The organism is Brevibacillus sp. 7WMA2, from assembly GCF_010748895.1.
Classification (GTDB): Bacteria; Bacillota; Bacilli; order Brevibacillales; family Brevibacillaceae; genus Brevibacillus_B; species Brevibacillus_B halotolerans.
Window position 1 is genome coordinate 325,252 of record NZ_CP048799.1, and the last position, 22,476, is coordinate 347,727.

Annotated in this window: 1 protein-coding gene; it reads left to right on the forward strand. The window is 42.4% G+C overall.

The annotated features are described in order from the left end of the window. The first annotated feature begins 144 nt into the window (after positions 1-144). The gene (locus GOP56_RS01520; protein WP_163244306.1) at positions 145-22,458 is read left to right on the forward strand and encodes a non-ribosomal peptide synthetase; all 22,314 of its coding nucleotides are present in this window, start codon (positions 145-147) and stop codon (positions 22,456-22,458) included. The last annotated feature ends 18 nt before the right edge of the window (positions 22,459-22,476 follow it).

Below are 22,476 nucleotides of genomic sequence, written 5' to 3' on the forward strand. Positions count from 1 at the left end.
TGTTTACAAATAATAAATGTGATGACCTAAATATGGAAAACGTTGATCGAAAACTATTAAATGCACTAAGCGAACTGGAGAAAGGTTCTATCGATATTGATGTAGCGTTGAAGTTAATTGATTAATCAAGGGGGGAATAATTAAATGAACCTTGGAAATGTTAGTGAGCTCATCGCCCAATATAAGGGCGGTAAGCTAAGTAAATCCGAAATCAAAAAAATTCTTCATAGGATGCAAAACGAATGGAAGAAACAACCGTTGTCAGAAGGTCAAAAAGGCCTTTGGGCTATTCAGAAATCAAATAAAGAATCGTCAGCTTATCATATACCTTTATGTTTTCGGGTCGTTGACTTGGATCTGAGCTGCTTTACAAATGCATGTCATTTTATCCTAGAACAGTATCCGATTTTGAATGCGGTGTTCACAATGGAGGGTGCTACTCCTTATCAGGTTGATTCAAAGCATAGATCTCTGAGTTTGACGCTAGAGGACATCCATTCACTGTCAGAGACTGACTTAATCGCACATATTCAGAACCGGATGCAAATGCCTTTTGACTTGGAAAAGGGTCCCCTTTTCCGAGTGTCCGTGTTTAAAAACTCTGGTAGCGAAAGCATCGTCCTGATCACGATACACCACATTATTATTGATGGAGGTTCTGTACCGGTTCTGCTTCAAATGTTGTTTGAAGCTTATGAAACCTACATGAATGGGCGTGAACCAGAAGTTAAGACATTAGAATCAACTTATGCTGATTATGTTGAAAGAGAGCAAGCGCTGATAAATATGAACGGCAGTGCCTATCTGGCATATTGGGAAGATAAGCTGAAACAGCCTTTGCCACGACTAAACTTACCACTGGATAAGGCTCGTCCCTCTGTAAAGTCTACAACAGGTGATATATGGAGTCAGCATATTGACATAGTTCAAGGGGAGCGCCTAAAAAGTTTTGCAGCCAAACAGGGAGTATACGTTTGGACTGTCATTCTCGCGGCGTTTAATGTGTTATTGCACAGATATTCAGGTCAGAATGACATTATGGTCGGTATGCCTGTTAACCAGCGCAACGAGAAGCGTTTTGAGAAGTTAATTGGATTTTGCATAAATATGATGCCTGTGCGCAGCAAAATTAGCATGGAAACTTCATTTGAAAGCTATTTGGACAAGCTCAAAAACGACGTCATTGACGGGATGGCATGCAGCTATCCCTTTCCATTATTAGTTAGAAAATTAAACCTTGGTTACGACTCTGCTCTGTCACCACTATTTCAGACTTCTTTCGTATATCAAGATGTACTCGACCCGCTTTTAAGAGAAGAGCATGGTTTCACATTGATGGATGAAATTCAGCAGCAGAGTGAATACGAAATTACACTTGAAGTGATGAATAAGCCCGATGGTATGCTGTTGAACTGGAAGTATGATTCAAGTATTTTCGAGCAATCTACGATCGAACGTATGGGGCAACATTTTACAAATATAGTAGAGAGTATATTAGTAGATCAATCTGCAAAAATCTGTGAAATCTCAATGTTATCTCAACAAGAAGCAGATCTGATCATGAACGAGTGGAATAGCTCAGAAGTCCAGTATCCACAAGATATGTGCATCCATCAGCTATTCGAGCGAAAAGCCCTCAAGAGACCTCAAGATATAGCCGTTATGGACAGCACTGATTATATTAGCTACAAAGTATTAAATCAAAAGGCTGATGCACTGGCTGCCTACCTTTCCTTTGAAGGAATCGGGACTGGGAGTCTTGTTGCCATTTGTGTCGAACGTTCATTGAATATGGTTGTTGCGCTACTAGGAATTCTAAAGACGGGTGCTGCCTACGTTCCAATTGACCCGAACACTCCCCATGAGCGGGTTGGGCATATTCTTAAGGACTCAGGTGTAAAAATAGCACTGGTACATGGAAAAACGAATCATTTCTTGGATAACGTTCTAATACATTGTGGAACGGCGTTGGAGGATATTCGTCTTGTTGACCTGGATATACAAGGTGAGCAGATATACAGCACTTCGCCGGAGAGTGATGTGTACGTAAATAACGTTGATATCGATAATCCGGCCTATGTAATCTATACCTCAGGTACAACAGGTGCGCCAAAAGGTGTATGTGTTACACATAGAAGCATTCTAAATACACTGTATTTCCTAGAACAAGAATATCCTCTAGGCAAGGAAGATAGATATCTCCTTAAAACGAACTATACTTTTGATGTATCAATTGCTGAACTTTTTGGTTGGTTTGTAGGGGATGGTTGTCTGGTTATCGCACCGCCAGGAGCTGAGAAGTCTCCAAGCAAGCTTGTTGATTGCGTGATTCGATTCGGGATTACTCATATCAACTTCGTACCGTCCATGTTAAGCTTGTTTTTTGATGCTGCGAAAGAGAATTATCAGCAGGGAGAAAGCAGGTCTCTTAAATACATATTGGTCGCTGGTGAAGCCTTCCCTAAAGAACTAGCCGATAAATGCGTATCCCTGTTTGATGGAGCACGTGTGGAAAACGTGTACGGTCCAACGGAAGCCTCAATTTATGCAACTTATTTCTCTTGTAAAAATAGTAATAGCAACAATACAACCATTCCGATTGGAAGGCCGATTCCAAATACAAAACTATACATTTTGGATCGGGAAACCAACGGGCTTTCGCCAATCGGAGTACCTGGTGAGCTGTGTATTGCCGGACCTGGTTTAGCAATAGGCTATTTAAACAATGAGGAACTTACCAATAAGGTATTTGTAGAAAACCCACTTGTTCCCGGTGAAAGAATATATCGCACCGGTGATTTGGCTCGTTGGCGGTCAGACGGTGTTGTTGAATATATGGGCCGCCTTGATTTTCAGGTGAAGGTGAGAGGGTTTCGGATTGAATTGGAAGAGATTGAATATCATCTTGCTCACCATGACTATATCAAAGAGTGTGCCGTTGTTGTTAGAGGGTCGGGAGATACGGCTCAGCTGGTTGCGTATTATGTACCAGTTGGGACAAGCGTGAAATCGACATCTGAAGATGCACACACTCTTAAGAAATATCTTGCCAGTAAGCTTCCTGCCTATATGGTACCGGATTTCGTAATACAGCTTGAACATTTACCACTTACTTCAAACGGCAAGTTAGATAGAAAATTTTTGATGAATCGAATAATTACAATACACCAAAACCCACAGACTTCTGATAGAGGAAATGTTACGCAAGATCGAGTTCTAAGCATTTGGAAAGAAGTTTTGAATATCGAAAACCTAGAGCCCACAGATGCCTTTTTTGAGGCTGGCGGTAACTCTTTGCTTGCAGTAACGCTGGCAGAAGGGATCAGTACTGAATTCAACGTATCTTTTGATTCTACAGACCTGTTTACATATCCAAATGTCAATTCGATCTGTAAGTATTTGTCTGAAACGGGAAGCATACAGATTTCTATTGAGGAAGAGGCTGAATGTCCTCTTGATAGTTACTCTACCCATGCAAAGGGATATCCACAGTATTATAAAGAAAGTGTGGCAGTCATCGGAATCTCATGTCATTTCCCTGGTGCCCGTAATTGTAAAGAATTTTGGAATAATCTGATGGATGGAAAGAATTCAGCGGTCTACTTTGACGACAATGTATTACGGAAGTCAAATATTCCTCCGGATATTTTGGAAAATCCAAATTATGTCCCTGTGAATATTGGTCTAGCGGGAAAAGAGAGCTTTGACGGCGAGTTCTTCAAGCTGTCACCTAGTCATGTTGCTCTTATGGATCCCCAATTCCGTCAACTTTTGCTTCATGCATGGAGGGTTGTGGAAGATGCGGGCTACTATCATAAAAACATTCCGAATACAGGTGTATACGTAACCACAGCGAACCACAATTACGGTGCATTAAGTGAAAATACTTTTAGAACGAAGGAAGTTACGGAATCCCCCGAACAGTACTTGGCATGGGTATTGTCCCAAAGTGGATCCGTCTCTTCGATGATCTCCTATCAGCTAGGTTTTACAGGACCAAGCCTATCGGTCCATTCTAACTGTTCATCATCAATGAGCGCTCTTGATCTAGCGTTTCAAGCCTTGATGAGCGGGAAGATTGATTACGCTATTGTAGCTGCAGGGGGAATATCTCATTTAGACCGAAAAGGATATATCTATCAGCCTGGGCTTAATTTCTCCAGCGATGGACAGATCAAGACGTTTGATAGTAACGCGGACGGTATGATGGGAGGAGAGGGCGTTGGTGCAATCCTGTTAAAACGCGCGTCTGATGCTGTAGAAAGCAACGATCATATTTACGGCATACTAAGAGGAGTAGCTACCAATAGTGACGGTGGTGACACCCCTGGTTTTTATAGCCCTAGCGCCAACGGTCAAGGGAAAGTCATACAGGAAGTGATTGAACAAACAAAGGTTAGCCCGGATACCATCACATACGTGGAAGCACATGGCACCGGAACCAAGTTAGGTGACCCGGTTGAGTTTAAGGCACTCACGGATGTTTATCGACGTTATACCTCCAAAAACTCATTTTGCGTTATAGGATCGCTTAAACCTAATATTGGTCATCTTGATACGGCAGCAGGTCTAGCTGGATGTATCAAGGTTTTGCTCGCGTTACAAAACAAGCAAATTCCGCCTTCAATCAATTATTCAGCACCAAATCCCAAAATCGATGTAGAACAATCACCGTTTTACATTGTGAAGGACGCCATTGAGTGGTCAGTTGATGAATATCCGCGTAGAGCTGCAGTAAGCTCTATCGGACTTGGCGGAACAAACGGACATGCTATTTTTGAAGAATATATGGACATGCTTTCCTATAAGAATGACATCGAATCTTGTGACAACGATAATGGGTTTATTGTACCGGTGTCGGCTCACAAGGAATCGATACTATCATCCTATGTCAATGCGTTATATGAGTACGTACAGACTTTAGACTCTGGCAACGATCGAACTCAATCCCAGCGCGTGCTGGCTAACATAGCTTATACATTCCAGACGGGACGCGCCCAGATGAAATATCGTGTTGCCTTTGTTGTGCAAAACCTTGCCCAGTTCTTGGAGGGCATGGAACAATATCTGCATGGGAATCAATCATCTTTGTATGTAACAGGTTTGCGGGAGAAAAACAGCAACTACGAGGTAGTGGAACAGCATGTTTCTAATATGACATTAAGAGATAATGTGTCTGAAATTGTACAGGCATGGGTTTCTGGTGCAAATATAGACTGGACTACTTATTATCCGCCTGCAGTTTTTAAACGTATGAGTTTACCGACCTATCCGTTTGAATTGAAATCGTACGACTGGCCACAACAGAATTCAGATGCGCATACAGACACAAGTTTAGTAGGTAGCCCAATTCATTCTCTGCTTCACCGAAATGTATCTACATTTGATCAAATCAAATATAGGTCTTTTTTTAGTGGGCGTGAATTTTTTCTGGCCGACCATATTGTAGACGGTCGAATGTTAATGCCTGCAGTTGCCGTACTGGAAATGGCTCGGGCTGCAATAACGAATGCCATGCAATGTGAAGACGAAATGGAAACACATATAATGTTCAAAAATATATCGTGGATACGTCCGATATACATTCTTGAAACGGGTATTGCATTGGACGTAGAGCTGGTTCGTGTTAACTCAGGTAAAGATGACAGAATCAAATTCAGCATTGTTAGTGTTGAAAAGAATGAACTTGTTCAGCATGCAGAAGGCGAAGCGATTATTTTACCACTTAAGAGAGAAGCGAGCGCTGACGTGAAGGCGCTGTTGAACAAAGCTACGGGAATATCTATCCTAAAAGACGTTTGTTATGACTACATTAAGCTAGCAGGTATTGATTACGGAGATTCATTTAAGATTGTAGATATTGTTCATCGAGGCATAGAGGCAGGTGCTCCATTTGCAATCGGAGAATTGCGGTTACCGGATGCATTGTCCTCTACATCCAGTCAGTATCTTCTACACCCAAGTATGTTGGATGGTGCCATTCAGACTTCCATAGGACTCGTATCGGATCAGGTTGTTTGTAGAATGAAACAACAAGATACATCGGTCTTTCAGGAACAGGACATTATGATTCCGTTTTCAATGAAATCTATGGAGATCTATGGATCTTGTAAAGAGCACATGTATTCGATCGTTCGCGATGGTGACCCGTCCCAAAAAAGCACGTTTTCTAAGTTGCTCGATATCGATTTAGTAGATAAGAATGGAATGATATGCGTGAGAATGAGAGGAGTCGGTTATCGGAAATTTTCCGATAGTAGAATTCATTCTAGGAATGTGACACAACCGCAAACAGCCAAGCAGCATACAATCATTCCGGTATGGAAGCCTGTCTGCTTATCTGAAGGTGGAAAAGTATTTTCAGCCAACCATACTGAAGCTGAACTAGGGACTACATTAGTATTCTATACAAGTGATAAGTATTACTCAGAGATTAAAAAGAAAATAAGTGGAGAATGCCGTCATATCCTGATTAAGCCGGCAGATACAATCGACGTACTACAAGGTATGATTGAAGTAGAAAATGTGAGCCATATTATATGGTTTGCTCCCGCTGGATCAGATTCCGATTCACATGTCAGAAATTTAATAGAAGATCAAGAATCTGGAACATTCCATTTATTTCGATTGATAAAGGCATGTTTACACTTAGGCTATGGTGTTAAAAAGCTACGTTGGACTGTGGTAACATTCTCCTCTCAAAAGATTAAAACGGATGATCAGGTAAACCCTGCTCATGCAGGAGTTCATGGCTTGATCAGTAGCATGGCGAAAGAGTATGCCCACTGGGATATTGCGCTTCTTGATGTACCGATTGACATGCCTGTTCCATTAGATAAAATTGTTTCCATACATTCCACAAATAGGAAGACGCTTGGGTTACGTAACAATGAATGGTTTGCCCAGGAGTTAATGACCGTGCAAACACAGCCGAATTATACAGCAGGCTATCGAGAGTGCGGCGTGTATGTAGTTATCGGCGGTGCAGGAGGGATCGGTGAACTCTGGACTCGATACATGATTGAACATTACCGGGCAAGTGTAGTATGGATTGGGCGTCGACCTATGGATCAGCATATTCGACAACAACTTGATTCTATAGGCAAATTCGCTGATAAACATAATGCAATTGCACCTATTTACATTTCAGCGGATGCGTGCGATCGTTCACAATTAACACGTGCGTATGAAAGAATACGTGAAATATATCCGACTATTAACGGTGTTGTTCACTCAGCCATCGTACTGGCCGACAAAAGTCTTGCTTATATGGATGAAGAATGTTTTAAATCCGTGATGTCAGTTAAAGTTGACGCCAGTGTCAATATGGTTGAGGTATTTATACAAGAGAGACTGGACTTCATTCTGTTCTTTTCTTCAATTGAATCATTTGTTAGAGAAGCAGGACAGGCTAATTATGCAGCGGGATGTACGTTTATAGATTCTTTTGCGCAGGCACTTGGTAGCGATACGGATTGGTTTAAAGAAAAACCACAGATTAAAACCATGAACTGGGGATATTGGGGGAACGTTGGTGTAGTTTCTGATGATTTTTATAAGGAAAGAATGGCAGCCTTGGGATTTGATTCTTTAGAAACGAGTGAAGCTATGACCCATCTCCAGAGATTCCTTTCCGGTCCTTTTTCTCAGATTTCTCTTGTAAGAACGCTCAAAGATGATGCACTTGAACTTCTGGGGGATTTAGGAAACGCTCGTCAGTTAGTTGCAACCATTCCCAATGTGCTTGAGGATAAACATATATGGAGCAATATTGGCGGAGATGCAGCACAGATTAATGCTCTAATGGAAACCTTGCCTCCACAGTCAATGCAAGATATGACCCTAAACCTTATATGTGGAATATTAAAGGATTTATCAAGAAGTTCCGAAATAGGGGAATCGAAACTTAATCTGCCAAGTTTGTATCGGATGTTACCAAAAAATATGCATCGTTGGTTGGATGAAAGTAAAAGGCAACTCCTGCTCAGAGGGTTTGCCAAACAGGATAACGGCGGAAATCTTGTGCTTGACGAGTCTCTAGCACGATCCACAAACGTGATGTGGCATCAATGGGAAAGTGAAAAGCAAGCATGGTTAAAAAATAAAAATCTAACACCACATGTCCGATTGGTAGAGAACTGTCTTAAAGGACTTAAAGACGTGCTGCTAGGCAAAAAGAAAGCAACTGACATTATCTTTCCAAACTCATCTATGGATGCCCTTGATGGGATCTATAAGGGAAGCCCGGTTGTTGACTACTTTAATCTGGAACTGAGCAGAATCCTCTGCGACGTTATCAAGTCACAATTGATCCATCGTCCAGATGCTAGATTTCGGATCCTTGAAGTAGGGGCTGGAACTGGCGGTACAACGACAAAAGTGTTAGCGGCACTAGAACCATTTTCCGACTCGATTGATGAGTACTGCTATACTGATATTTCAAAAGCATTTCTTAACCATGCAGAAGACACTTTCTTTAAAAATTATCCATATCTAAAAACAAGAATTCTTAATATAGAAGATATCCCGGTCGATCAGGGCTTCGAGGAAGGTTATTATGATGTAGTAATCTCAACGAATGCCTTGCATGCAACTTCTAATATCCGTAAAACAATGCTTAATATTAAGTCAGTCATGAAGAGCAATGCTGTTGTGCTGCTAAATGAAATGTGCAGCAACAATATCCTTGCCCACGTAACATTTGGGTTGCTTGATGGATGGTGGTTATATCGGGATGGAGAGGTGAGAATTCCCGGAAGCCCGGGTCTGACTGGTGAGTTATGGATCGATATATTGTCAGAACTCGGATTTATCAATGCCACACTCCCTGATATAAAAGCAAAATGCCTTGGACAACAAGTTATTGTTGCAGCGAGTAATGGCATTATATTTGATAGTGATTTCTATACTCGTACAACTACGCCAACCGACCAGGATGTAAAAGGAGATGCTTATGCTGATTTAAGCCCAGTCTCCCGATCAGGTGTTGAGCGTACTGCTGCACAGACCTCAAACAAGGATCTGTTAATAGAAATGACGCAAACCTACTTAATCAGATTGATCAGCGAGGCACTAAATGTTCCCGATTCCGAGTTGGATGTTGATACTGATCTAGAGGAATACGGTCTTGACTCCATTCTAATTGTAAAGATAAATAACGAACTTGCGAACAGGTTCAACAATTTAGACAGCTCGCTATTGTTTGAATATAAGTGCATATCTGCACTTACTAACTATCTTATCTCGGAAAGGTTTGAAGAGTTACAAGTCTTAATGGGCAACAGCGGATCCTTGGGTGAAGGTACTGACTCTGAATCGGAGTTAAGAAAGCGTTGTGCGAACTATTTGAAGTCCATTATCGGCAAGACGTTAAAAGTGGAAATTGCGGATATAGATGAATATAGGAGTTTGTTTGATTATGGACTCGACTCTATCTTAGTCGTAAAAATAAATAATGATCTATCGTCTAATTTCAAAGAACTTGAATCTTCCCTAGTGTTTGATCACCCGACGATATCCGAATTGGTGAATTATTTGATCTCGACAAGGAAGGAAGAGCTCGCCAATGTCATAGGCATGGTTTCCGAGCATATAGTGACGAACTCTCAATTCGGTACTGAGTCAATAGAAAGTCATAGCAGGATATCACTAGATTCCTCCATAAGCAAATCTGTAAAAATGGCATCTACTATACAGCCTAAGATTGCTATAGTTGGGCTGAATGTACGGATGCCAGGTGCAGCAAATATCGACGAATTTTGGGAGAAGATTGCTAACGGCATTAATTGTATTACACCATTCCCAGCGGACAGATGGTGGTATGACGATACCCCGATTGAGAACAAGTATGGCGGATTTTTGGAAGATGTGGGCTGTTTTGATGCACCGTTCTTTGGTATCTCAGAAAAAGATGCGGCAATGATGGATCCTCAAGAGCGAGTGTTCATTGAAACGGTGTACGGAGCGATTGAGGATGCCGGCTATACCCCTGAGAATCTGGCCGATTCACGCAAGATAGGTGTGTTCGTAGGCGTTATGAACGCTACTTATAACAAGCGTGCATCTTATTCATCGATCGCCAATCGTACTTCTTATCTGTTTGACTTTCAGGGTACCAGCCTTGCAGTTGATACGGCATGCTCTTCGTCGTTGACGGCAATTCATCTAGCAGTTGAAAGCATACTCAGAGGCGAAAATGAATGTGCGATCGCAGGTGGTGTAAACCTGCTTTTAAATATGGATCATTTCAAGCTCTTGTCAGACCTTAACATGCTCACTCCGGACCAAACATGCAGACCATTTGCGGAAAACGCTAATGGTTTTTTGGTTTCCGAAGGTGTCGGTGCAGTTGTATTGCGTCCATTAGAAAAAGCAATAGAAAATGGAGACCATATTTACGGCATCATTAAAGGAAGCGCAGTTAACGCTAGCGGCAGATCGTATAAGTATAATGTTTCGAATATGAAAGCCCAGGTGGATGTTGTCGTCGAGGCTATGAAAAATGCTGAAGTCACACCAAATGCACTTAGCTACATCGAAACCCATGGTACAGGTACATCTCTTGGAGATTCTATAGAGGTATCTGCACTTAAACGCGCATTTCAGACAGAATCTGACGGTAGTGAGCACTGTGCAATCGGTTCTGTTAAGTCAAACATCGGGCATAGTGAAAGTGCCTCTGGTATGGCTGCATTAGCAAAAGTACTAATGCAAATCAAACACCGTAAGCTGGCTCCATCAATCAATTGTGAAGAAATCAATAGCGGGATTATCTTTTCAAATACCCCGTTCTACGTACAGCGAGAGTTGACTGATTGGGTACCTCCTGTTAAAAAAGACGGAAATCCCACTCTTATAGCGGGTATTTCCTCTTTTGGAGCCGGCGGTTCTAACGCGAACATGATTATCGAGGAATACCATCCCGAATCGTTGTACCAGCATCGTGAAGAGGTTACGCTTTCGCGCAAAACAGTACTGATACCTTTGTCTGCTCAAAATATAGAGAGACTCGAAATAATCATCAGAAATCTCGTTCATTATCTGGATAAATGCAAGTATAACCTTGAAGATATTGCCTATACTTTGCAGCTCGGACGTGAACATTTGGAAGCCCGTATTCTGTTTAGCGTTTCATCAGTTGAAGAGTTAGTGACTAAGCTTCAATCTGTGCTGAACAACGGTTTGACTGATGTGGTAATGATCAAGCATCTAGATAAGTTAGCCAGAGAATATGCCAAAAACGAAACCGTACAAGAGTCGATCATTGCCGCGATTAAGTCTTATGACGAGGAATCGATCTCAGCTCATTGGCTGGGTGGTCACCCAGTGCCTTGGGATTTGCTTTATTCATTTGCGCGTCCATATCGCGTCAGTTTGCCAACGTACCCATTTAAAAAGCTATTTTATTGGGAGACGGAGCCTAAGGAAGTGTGTGAAATTAGTGAGAAACAATCTAAAATTGATGCTCTTCATATATCGACAGCGCCAGTGAAGCATTCATCAAAAGAGCACCTTTTCGAGGCAGAAACAAGCTTATTCAGTGCGGCCCAAATGTTTCTAGCAAATGCGATTGAAGAAGAGACTTCCTTTCCAATGAAAGCAAGCAGTTTCGAAACAAGCTTTCTTGACTTGAATTTGCCTTCAAAATCGTTAATCCGTATTACGCAGCTGATTAGAAAACAAATTGATGCACAGTTTGACTCAGCTAGCATTTTTGAGTACTCCACAGTCAATGCATTGGCTTCCTATCTGAGCGAAACGTGCCCGGATAGAATTCAGGCACTCATAAAACGCACGGATGAGCACCATAGTAGTGAACATCATCCTTCTATTGATGAGCAGGGTGCGGAGAAATATGCTTACCCGCTGTCTTCATCTCAACAAGGCATTTGGGCATTGCAAAAAGCGTTTCCAGAATCTAGTTCCTATAATGTACCAATGTGCTTTCGGACAAGCCAGCTTGATCGAAAGTCACTGGAGAGAGCGTATCAGTACACGTTGACTCAACATCCAATATTAACCAGTGTAATTGGTGAGAAGAATGGCGAGCTGATCATGATTGAAAACTCAGGTTCTGCGCCTAACATCGTAGAAACAGATTTAACACATATGAGTGAGTCCGAAGCACTAGCATATATGAAACAGGAGTCAAGCCAGCCTATTAGCTTGGATGAAGGACCAATATGCAGGCTTCATATTTATCGCACATCTGGCAATGCAGCTTTCATCTTGTTCAATGTGCACCACATTGTGTTTGATGGACAGTCTGCAATTGTGTTTATGAAAACCCTTTTCAAGTCTTATCAAACTGTAACAGATGGGGGAGTTCTTTCCACTCAAGCATCAGTTGCTACATACAGCGATTTTGTCAGTCAAGAACAGCAACTGGTTACAAGTGAAGAGGGGACCAGCCGATTAGATTACTGGAAAAGGCAATTACACAACGCGCCTGTGCCAATCGAGCTATACACGGATCACCCCCGAAAAGATAAGTTTCTTGTGTCAAAGGGTGCTACCTTGAAGTATAGTATGTCTGCTGAAGAGAGTCGTGCTGTTATACAAACAGCGCATCGTCTAAATGTTTATTCATCAACTGTGTTCATGACTATGCTCAATGTTTTGCTTTACGTCCACACCCAACAACGGGACATTGTTGTGGGTATGCCTATAAACTGCCGTGATGGGCAGCTTTATGAAAATGTAATTGGAAATTTCGTAAACATGATTCCTGTCAGGACTTGCATTAATGATCAGGACAACTTGGATACTCTATGTAAGAATTTACAACGTACAGTCATTAACGGCGTATCGAACAGCTATCCGTTTCCGCTTTTAATACGAAAACTTGGGCTTACGGCGGATTCTGGTTCTGCGCCGCTGTTCCAAATTGCTTATATGTATCAGGATTGGGCAGATACAGAATCAGTAGGTATACATTCTTTTCAATATGTAGAGGGAATTCATCAAGAAGGGGAGTATGAGCTAGTTCTTGAGGTCATCGAACCTTCCAATCCGGATAAAAACTATGCCCTTAATTGGAAATATAACGATGAATTATTTGATGAGGAGACGATCAGTTGTCTAAGTAGTCATTTCCTTCAGTTGCTCAATACGTTCATCAGCAATCCTGCTCAACCCGTTGATGCTGTTTCGGTGATGTCTACGGCTGAAGCTGACCGAGTGTTGAACCAATGGAATGACACAAAAACCGATTACCCGCGTGAAATGTGCGTTCACCAGCTTTTTATGAGAAAAGCAAAGGAAGTACCTCATGCGACTGCGTTGGTATATGATGATACCCACGTTAGCTATGCTGAATTGGACGAAAGAAGTAACAAACTTGCATCCTACTTACAGCAGCTCGGTGTCGGCCCGAACAAATTGGTTGCTGTCTATGTGGATCGCTCCGTGGAACTCGTTGTCTTGTTGTTGGGGGTATTAAAATCAGGCGCTGCATATGTTCCTCTTGACCCTGAATATCCAGATGAGCGAGTTGACCATATTTTATCTGATTCTGGTGCAAAAATTGTGTTGACGCAATCTTCGTTTGCTACAAAGCTAAAAAGGATTGTCGGCGATTTGGATGTTACAACCAAGCCTCTAATTACAACGATAGACCAAGATACCCTGCAAGAGGTTTCAATGATTCATGAAATGCAGAGTACAACTAGTTTGGCAACCAGTGATGATCTCGCATACGTCATTTATACGTCCGGTAGCACTGGTAAACCTAAGGGCGTAATGGTTCATCATCAAGCTCTGACAAACTTTTTATTTTCGATGACGAAGGAACCCGGTCTAGGCGTGGCCGACATCATGCTGGCCGTCACAACACATTGCTTTGACATTTCTGTGTTAGAGTTATTTTTGCCTTTGATTCAGGGTGCTACGTGTTATATCTGTGATACTGCCACCTCTAAAAATGGAGATTCCTTAAAGGCGCTCATAGAAAAAGTTCGACCGACCATTATGCAAGCTACGCCGTCTACTTGGTCGATGTTGTTTTATTGTGGATGGCGCAATCCGGAGAAACTCAAAATCCTGTGTGGTGGAGAGGCAATGTCTACATCACTCAAGCAGCAGATTTGTGACTTGGGCACAGACGCTTGGAATCTTTACGGCCCGACAGAAACTACTGTCTGGAGTACGGTGAGCAGAGTGAGTGCCAATGGGCCTATGACTATCGGCAAACCAATTGCTAACACGCAAATCTATATCTTAAATGATCACGGTAAACCAAATCCTGTGGCAGTTCCAGGAGAGCTTTGTATTTCAGGAGATGGAGTTTCAAAAGGATATTGGAACCGTCCGGAGTTGAGTGCAGAAAAGTTCATTGATAACTCACTTTTATCAACTGGGAGACTGTACAAAACCGGTGATCTGGCACGCTGGAGACCTGATGGTAGCATCGAATATCTTGGACGCATTGACTCTCAAGTAAAGCTCAGAGGATATCGCATAGAGCTGGGGGAGATAGAGGCCCAATTAATGAATCATTCGGCAATAGACCAGTGTGCAGTCGTTGATAAGGTTCTCGGGGAAGAAAAACAGCTCGTTGCTTATTTCACGAGTCGGTCATCTAATAATAGAGATACACAAGTAGATGAGCTTGAGTTGAAAACCTATCTTGCTAAAAGGTTGCCGGGATATATGGTGCCAGCATATTTTGTGGCACTTGACAAATTGCCGCAGACACCAAATGGAAAATTGGATAGGAAGCAGCTAAGGAGCTTGTCGATATCAAATAGACGACCAACTGAAACAGCAAATGAAGGAGGATACAACGTAAGCGCTATACTAGCTATCTGGGAAAATGTATTGGGGATAGAGAATATACGTGCTGACGAAGGATTTTTTGAAGTCGGTGGAAGCTCGGTGTCTGCTGCAATTGTTGCCAACAAGATAAGTAAGACATTCCAAGTTTCGTTCTCGGTAACTGATATGTTCAAATATTCGAAGGCTCGGGATATAGCCGCATATTTGGACAATATCGGAAATGAAAGCAAGGTTGCCGTTACATCTTTAAAAGATATAGACCACGAAAAAGAGAAAGAGGGGCAGCAAATTAAATCGGATACATTACCTGATTACTACAAGAACAGTGTGGCAATTATCGGGATCTCATGCCAATTCCCTGGTTCAGATAATTTTACGCAGTTTTGGAATAACCTTGTAAATGGTGTGGAAAGCGTTAGGTTCTACTCGCAAGATGAACTAAAAGAGATGCATATGAATCCTGACGTAATAAAGGATAAACGTTTTGTTCCAGCCCAGTCATCACTAGAAGGTAAATATGATTTTGATCCTGAATTCTTTAAAATTTCTGCGAGAGATGCTGAACTATTGGATCCTCAGCTGCGTTTATTGTTGAGTAATTCGTGGAAAGCAATCGAAGACGCTGGGTATGTTCCATCTGAAATTTCGGATGCTGCTGTTTATATGTCTACCTGCAATTCTCAATATCATGCAGACATTATAAACAATACGGACAAAAAGGATTCGGAAGCACTGGTCAACTTCTTGATGTCGCAAATGGGAACAATTCCAACGATGATTTCATATAAGCTAGGCTTAAAAGGGCCAAGTATGTTTATTCACACCAACTGCTCGTCTTCCTTGAGTGGGCTATCCGTTGCTTTTAATGCGATACAGGCAAAACAGTGTACACATGCATTGGTAGGTGCTGCAGCTGTTTATGCGCCGACAGGTGTTGGATATCTTTATGAGGAAGGGCTCAGTTTATCTTCCGACGGTCATTGCAAAGCGTTTGATGCAAGTGCCGATGGGATGATCGGAGGAGAAGGCGTAGCTGTCCTGCTTCTGAAAGATGCAATACAGGCTATTGAAGATAACGATAATATTTATGCGATTATTCGTGGCATCGGTATTAATAACGATGGAAACGATAAATCTGGTTTCTATGCACCAAGTGTTTCAGGGCAGTCGGATGTAATTAAACAGGTGTATAAAGCTACCAATATCAACCCAGATACCATTTCCTATGTGGAAGCACACGGTACTGGCACTAAGCTTGGTGACCCTATAGAAATATCTGCATTGTCTGATGCTTATCGCGAGTTTACAAGCCGGAATCAATATTGTGCAATCGGCTCCGTAAAAAGCAATATTGGTCATCTTGATGCGGCAGCTGGTCTGGCAGGATGCATCAAGACAGCGTTGGTACTTCGTAATGGCTATGTACCAGCTTCTATTAACTATCAACATCCCAACCCAAATATAGCGTTTGAAACATCTCCGTTTTTTGTGGCTACCGAGGGATGTTCACTGAAACAGAGTGATTTTCCGCTCAGAGCTGCACTGAGCTCTTTTGGGATTGGTGGAACAAACGTACATGCCATTCTTGAAGCACCAATACTTCAGGGTGACCGTACACTGCAGAAAAGAGGTCTTGTAGAAAAGCCATCCATTGTTCCGCTTTCTGCTCTGAAGCAAGATAACCTTAAGCAGTATGTTGAAGCGATGCTGGACTTCTTGCTGTCATCGAGCGGACAAGTCAGTCTCAACTCCATAGCATATACATTGCAGGCGGGGAGGGTATCTTTGCCATGTCGGATAGTATTTCTTGTCCGGGATATTACGGAGTTGATTGAATCACTTACATTATATATTGAAGGAAAACAGGATAACCGCCGCTTCATTGGAGAAATGAGCAATAATGGCATAACCTCTATCATCAGTGATGAGGCTGATCAGGCACTCTTATTAAAACAGTGGATTGATACGGGAAATCTCACGAAAATTGCGCAGTGGTGGGTAGCCGGGGGGAATATACATTGGTCCAGCCTGTATGGCGATCAAAGGCCACCGCGAGTGAGTGTTCCTACCTACCCATTTAGCAAAGAGATCTATTATCTTGAAAAGAGCAGCATGAAGCAGGTAATGAGCCCTGTGCCGTCAACTAAGGATGAATACTCGATTATGACATTTGAAGAATACTGGGAAGCTGCACCGATTCAACAAACGAATTTAGATGAAGGCAAAACAGTCGTTTGCTTTCTTCATGATTTTGAAGCACAGCAGATATTTACTGACTACATTTCTGTGTATGCCTCCGGTTTGAATGTTATATACGTTGGCAAGGGGGACATCTTCCAAAAAGTATCAGATACGTTCTATGTTATTGATAGCAATGATCCAAATGCGGTAGTGCATTTGTTTGATGATCTTTATATGAATCGCATTGATGTTTGCTCGGTAGTCTATATGTGGACGGTAGAAGAGAATCGGGCACTGATTGATACGTCATATGTAATAGGGGTCATTCAAATGATAGCCCGGTCACTCCTTCATATTCCTGATGTTGTTATCGCAGGAACATACGTAAATGATATTGAACAGGCGTCCCTTGATTGCTTGATTGGTATTGAAAGATCGATTAAGCAAGTGTCTACTGATACGACCGTAAGAGTGCTTCTTAGTGAGGATATGTCTGATCTAGAATATTGGGCGCCAATTGTGGCAAAAGAATTATCCAGCACGAAGCGCACCAGTGCATTATATAGCGATGGGGTCAGGTATAGTAGTGTAATCCGTCCTGTCTCGATCCCTAGCGATCCGGGAACACCCATCGTTCCTAGCGGTACTTACGTTGTTGCAGGTGGAACTGGAGGTATTGGTAGAAAGCTAACGGAGTATCTCGTTACTAATTATAATGCTCAGATTATCCTGATCGGTAGAAGCGATTATGATATCACCTCTGCCGAATGGATACAAAACCTAGGCGAAAAATCAAAGCTCATAACGTATTGGCAAGTTGATATAAGCGACGCCGATGCATTAAGCCAGCATTATGAAGTTTACAGGAAAAATAATACTTCCGTTAACGGAGTATTTCACGTAGCAGGGATTGCCGAAAAGTCTATTTTTACCGAAAAGAGTTTTGATGATATAAACAAAGTGTTATGTCCTAAAACCTGCGGTACGCTGTCTATAGAAAAGGTTTTTGGTTCTGCATCCCTTGATTTTATTTGTCATTTTTCTTCTATTGCATCAGTTATTGGTGACTTTGGAAGTTGCGACTATGCTATTGCCAATAGGTTTCAGTCGAGCCTTACTCGAGCTAAACAGAGGGACACTGAACAGTCGTTTCCCGTATACTCAATAAATTGGCCGATTTTGGAGGATGGCGGTTTGGGATCATTGGCACGCAAGGGTAAGGACAAGCACTCGATGGAAATGTATTTAACATCTAGCGCCCAGAAACCTCTTGACTTTGCCAAGGTGATGAATCTGCTGTTCGCTACTCTTCAATCTGGCTGTGTTAGTCCAATCATTGTCAATGTTCAAAATAGAAGGGCAGAAAGAGTGTTGGGCGATTACCTATCGAGCGCTGACCGAATGATCATTGTCAATCCGAGTGAGAGTAAGCTGGCTGATAATTGTGATTGTAATGTTAAATCAGAAATCGACATTTTTACGACAGTTGCTTCCGTAGTAAAAGATATCGTAAGTTCACTTTTAAATGTTCCGATTGAGAAGTTGGAATTAACCAAAAATTTTGCTGACATTGGTTTAGATTCCATTAGACTGGCTCAATTCGCCAGACTTCTCTCGGAGAGATTCGGTGTAAGCATTTTACCTTCTGTGTTCTTCGACTATACAAACATTTCCGAGTTGATTGAATACATCCTTGAGCGACACAACACTACTATTGCCTTATCATTATTGGAACAGGAATCAGAAGTTCCGGAAATAGTGACAAGTAGCCATGCAAGTGAACGACTTCTTCCTGAAGCTTCACAACTTGTACGTAACAGCGAATCGAGTGAAAAATGTGATGAGAACGATGATGCGATCGCAATTATTGGCATGAGCGGATTATTTCCAGAGGCAGAATCGGTCGAACTTTTTTGGGAAAATATCGTAAATGGTCGTGACTCTGTCAAAGAAATACCGAAGTCGAGATTCGATGTAAATGCGTATTATTCAGAAGAAGCTACGCCAATGACGACGAATTGTAAATGGATGGGCTCAATCGATAAGGTAGGCGAGTTCGATCCACTATTTTTTGAGATTTCACCAAGGGAAGCCCGGACGATGGATCCACGCCAGCGCCATTTGTTACAAGAGGCATGGAAAGCCCTTGAAGATGCCGAAGTGGGCCAGGAGGAACTGGCTTGCAATACTGTTGGTGTATTTGTCGGTGCTGAGCCGGGCGATTACCATCTTGTTACTGATGATATTACGGTTACATCAAATAGTGATGCAATATTAGCTTCTCGACTATCTTATTTCTTAGATCTATCAGGACCGGTGCTAGCGATTAATACAGCTTGCTCGTCCGGCCTGATCGCTGTTCATCAGGCATGTGCCAGCTTGCGAGCAGGTGAGTGCGATATAGCTATTGTGGCTGCTGCAAATTTTGTCTTGTCACCTGATTCCTTCATTGCATTAAGTCAGATGGGAATGCTCTCTGCGGATGGAAAATGCCACTCCTTTGACGAACACGCCAATGGAATGGTTCCTGGAGAAGCTGTTACTGTCCTAGTGCTTAAACGAAAGTCCAAAGCTGAACGTGATGGAAATTCTATCTACAGCCTAATAGTGGGAAGCGGTATTAACTACGACGGCAAAACGAATGGGATTACAGCACCTAGTGGACGTGCTCAGCAAGCGTTGATTACGTCTGTCTACCAAAAGTACAATATCGATCCTGCCGATATAGGGCATATTGTTACACATGGTACAGGAACGAGACTGGGGGATCCCGTTGAAATAAATGCCTTAATTCGTACTTTTGAGGATGTCACGGACAAAAAAGGCTATTGTGCATTAACATCAACCAAAACAAATATCGGCCATACCTTTGCAGCCTCTGGTATTGTCAGTCTAATCTCGCTTTCCGAGTCCGTTCGACATGGTGTTATCCCTGCATCGTTGAATTGTCAGAATGAGAGTGATTATATTAACTGGCACGATAGTCCGTTTTATGTAAATCATTCGACTAAGGAGTGGTCACATTCTGGAAACGGTACACGTACGGGATCTGTAAGTGCCTTCGGTATGAGCGGGTCCAATGCACATGTAGTCCTTCGCGAATATGTTCCAAAAACATACGTAGCTCCGGATCCTTCTCCTGGCTATTTGCTGTTATTATCAGCGAAGACACAAGAAGCTCTTAACGCTCGAATCGCTTCAATGATTGAGCTGTTTGAACGTGAAGAGATTAATCAATCTATGCTAGCTCGGATCAGTGATACTCTAGGCAAGGGGCGTCATCATTTTAGATACAGGTGTGCAATCGTGGTTACCTCTGCCCGTGAAGCGATACATGTATGGAGAGGGGTTCTCAGCGGAACGCCAGATGAACGAGTGTATGCAGGCTTAGTGGAGCGTAATTTCACTGTTGATTCTTCCGTTGTTCAAGAACTTGAACACAAGTTCAAACAGGTAAAGCAGCTTGGCATCAGTCAAGAGGCTTACATTCAGCTTATTACGGACCTGGCACAACGCTATATTGAAGGATACACCCTGCCATGGCAGAAGCATGATTATCAGGCAGTTGCGAAAGGAATTTCTTTACCTCCGTATCCATTTTTCACAAAACGTTATTGGAGCAAGCAAAAGCAGGAGATGCTCGTTTCCAGAGAGACAGACACTCATCCAGTTGGCAGCCAATCGGAGGAAAATCAAGTTCAAAAGACTGCCATCGGAAGACAACAACACAAATCAAAGAGCTTGACGGGATTACGAAATGATTCCCGAAATAAGGGAAATATAGTTGAACTTGTATCACTAGATCACTACTTGCGCCCTTCGAGAAAGCCTGCGATCCATGTGCTTAAACCGAATGATATTGTCCTTGCTCCATTGCCGTTTTATGCAGTCGGATCGACACTCAAGTCGCGAAAGGATGAAAAAAATGCGAAAGTGCTTAAGAAGCATGATATTTTAGAAGACTTGAAGTCTGCGGCCGCCATCAATTTCAAGGGTATGGTACCTACTTTAAATAGAACGGGTGTGATGGTAGAGCATCTGATTCCATATTCCAGCGACTTCGTCGAATACGCGGGTATCTGTGGTGGAGAGGTTCTTGATATTGGATGTGCGTATGGGGTAGCAACAATCGCAGCATTGGAAAACGGCGCCAGAGTTTTCGCTGTGGACCTGGAGCAAAAACATTTAGATATCCTTGAACAGCGTATTGATGAACAATTTCGAGATCGGCTTACTTTGAAGCAAGGCAAACTCCCAAATATAGATTTTGAGGATGGACAGTTTAGTGCGATTCATGCAAGTCGTGTGATTCATTTCCTAAGTCCGGAAGAGGTGAAGATAACACTGCAGAAGATGTACCGTTGGCTTAAACCAGGCGGGAAGGTTTTCTTGAGTACAGACTCCCCATATTTTGGATATTGGCAATCCAAAGCGCCAGTTTATGAGCGCCGTAAGCGGGAGGGTGATGCATGGCCCGGCTTTATCGAGAATGTAGCAGATCACTTTGATCCGGTTGATGTGCAGGGCGGGCCTAGTCTGATTAATGCACTGGATCCCGATGTATTTGAGCGGGAATGCGTGGCTGCTGGCTTTACTGTGGAGAAACTTGGATTTTTCGGTAGCGTTGGTGTGGATCGCAATGCACAACATGCACCGGATTCGGCAATGGAGCATGTGGGCATTATCGCACAAAAACCGTTCTTGCCTAATAAATCGAGACTTAATCACCGTAATAGTGTTTTTTCCAAAGATGGAGTTTGTATAAACTACGAAGTATCTGGTAACGGCGGTATGACCATTGTGCTTGTCCACGGTCTAGGATGTAATTCGAGCTTCTGGGCTAATCAAATTGAGTATTTCAGTAAGAAATATCGTGTAGTCAACATTGAGTTGGCCGGTCACGGAGATTCCGGTAGCAATCGAGAGAAATGGACCATTGAGGCCTATGCCAATGATGTAGCCTCAGTGGTTAACAGTCTGGAATTGACCAATATTGTATTGGTGGGCCACTCACTAGGTGGTCCCGTTATTGTCGAAGCAGAGTACCTCATTAGCGGAAACGTCATTGGTTTGATCGGAGTGGAAACTTTGCATAACGTTGAGCCAAAGCATCTTTCCGCTGAGCAATTGGAGATATATGTAGACTCTGTCTTCGAGTGTGACGTGGAGATAAAGGATATGTTTTTGCCCAATGCAGACGCTTCATTAATCAAGCTGGTCGAATCTGTCAGGAATTTGGTAGGCAAGCATATTCTAGAATCTTCATATCGTGAAATGGTCACTTATATGCAGACTGTGAGAAACAGGATTAGAATCCCAATTACATTGATAAATTCATCATCATGGTTAACAACAAACGTTAATGCCGCCAAACATTACGGCATTAACGTTGAATCAATCGAAAACGTTGGCCACTACAGTATGCTCGAAGCACCGGAGCGGCTCAACAAAGCGATTGAAAACATAGTTGCAAAATATAAGGTTTTGGTCACGCAACAGTAAACAAGCGGGGAGGAAGTC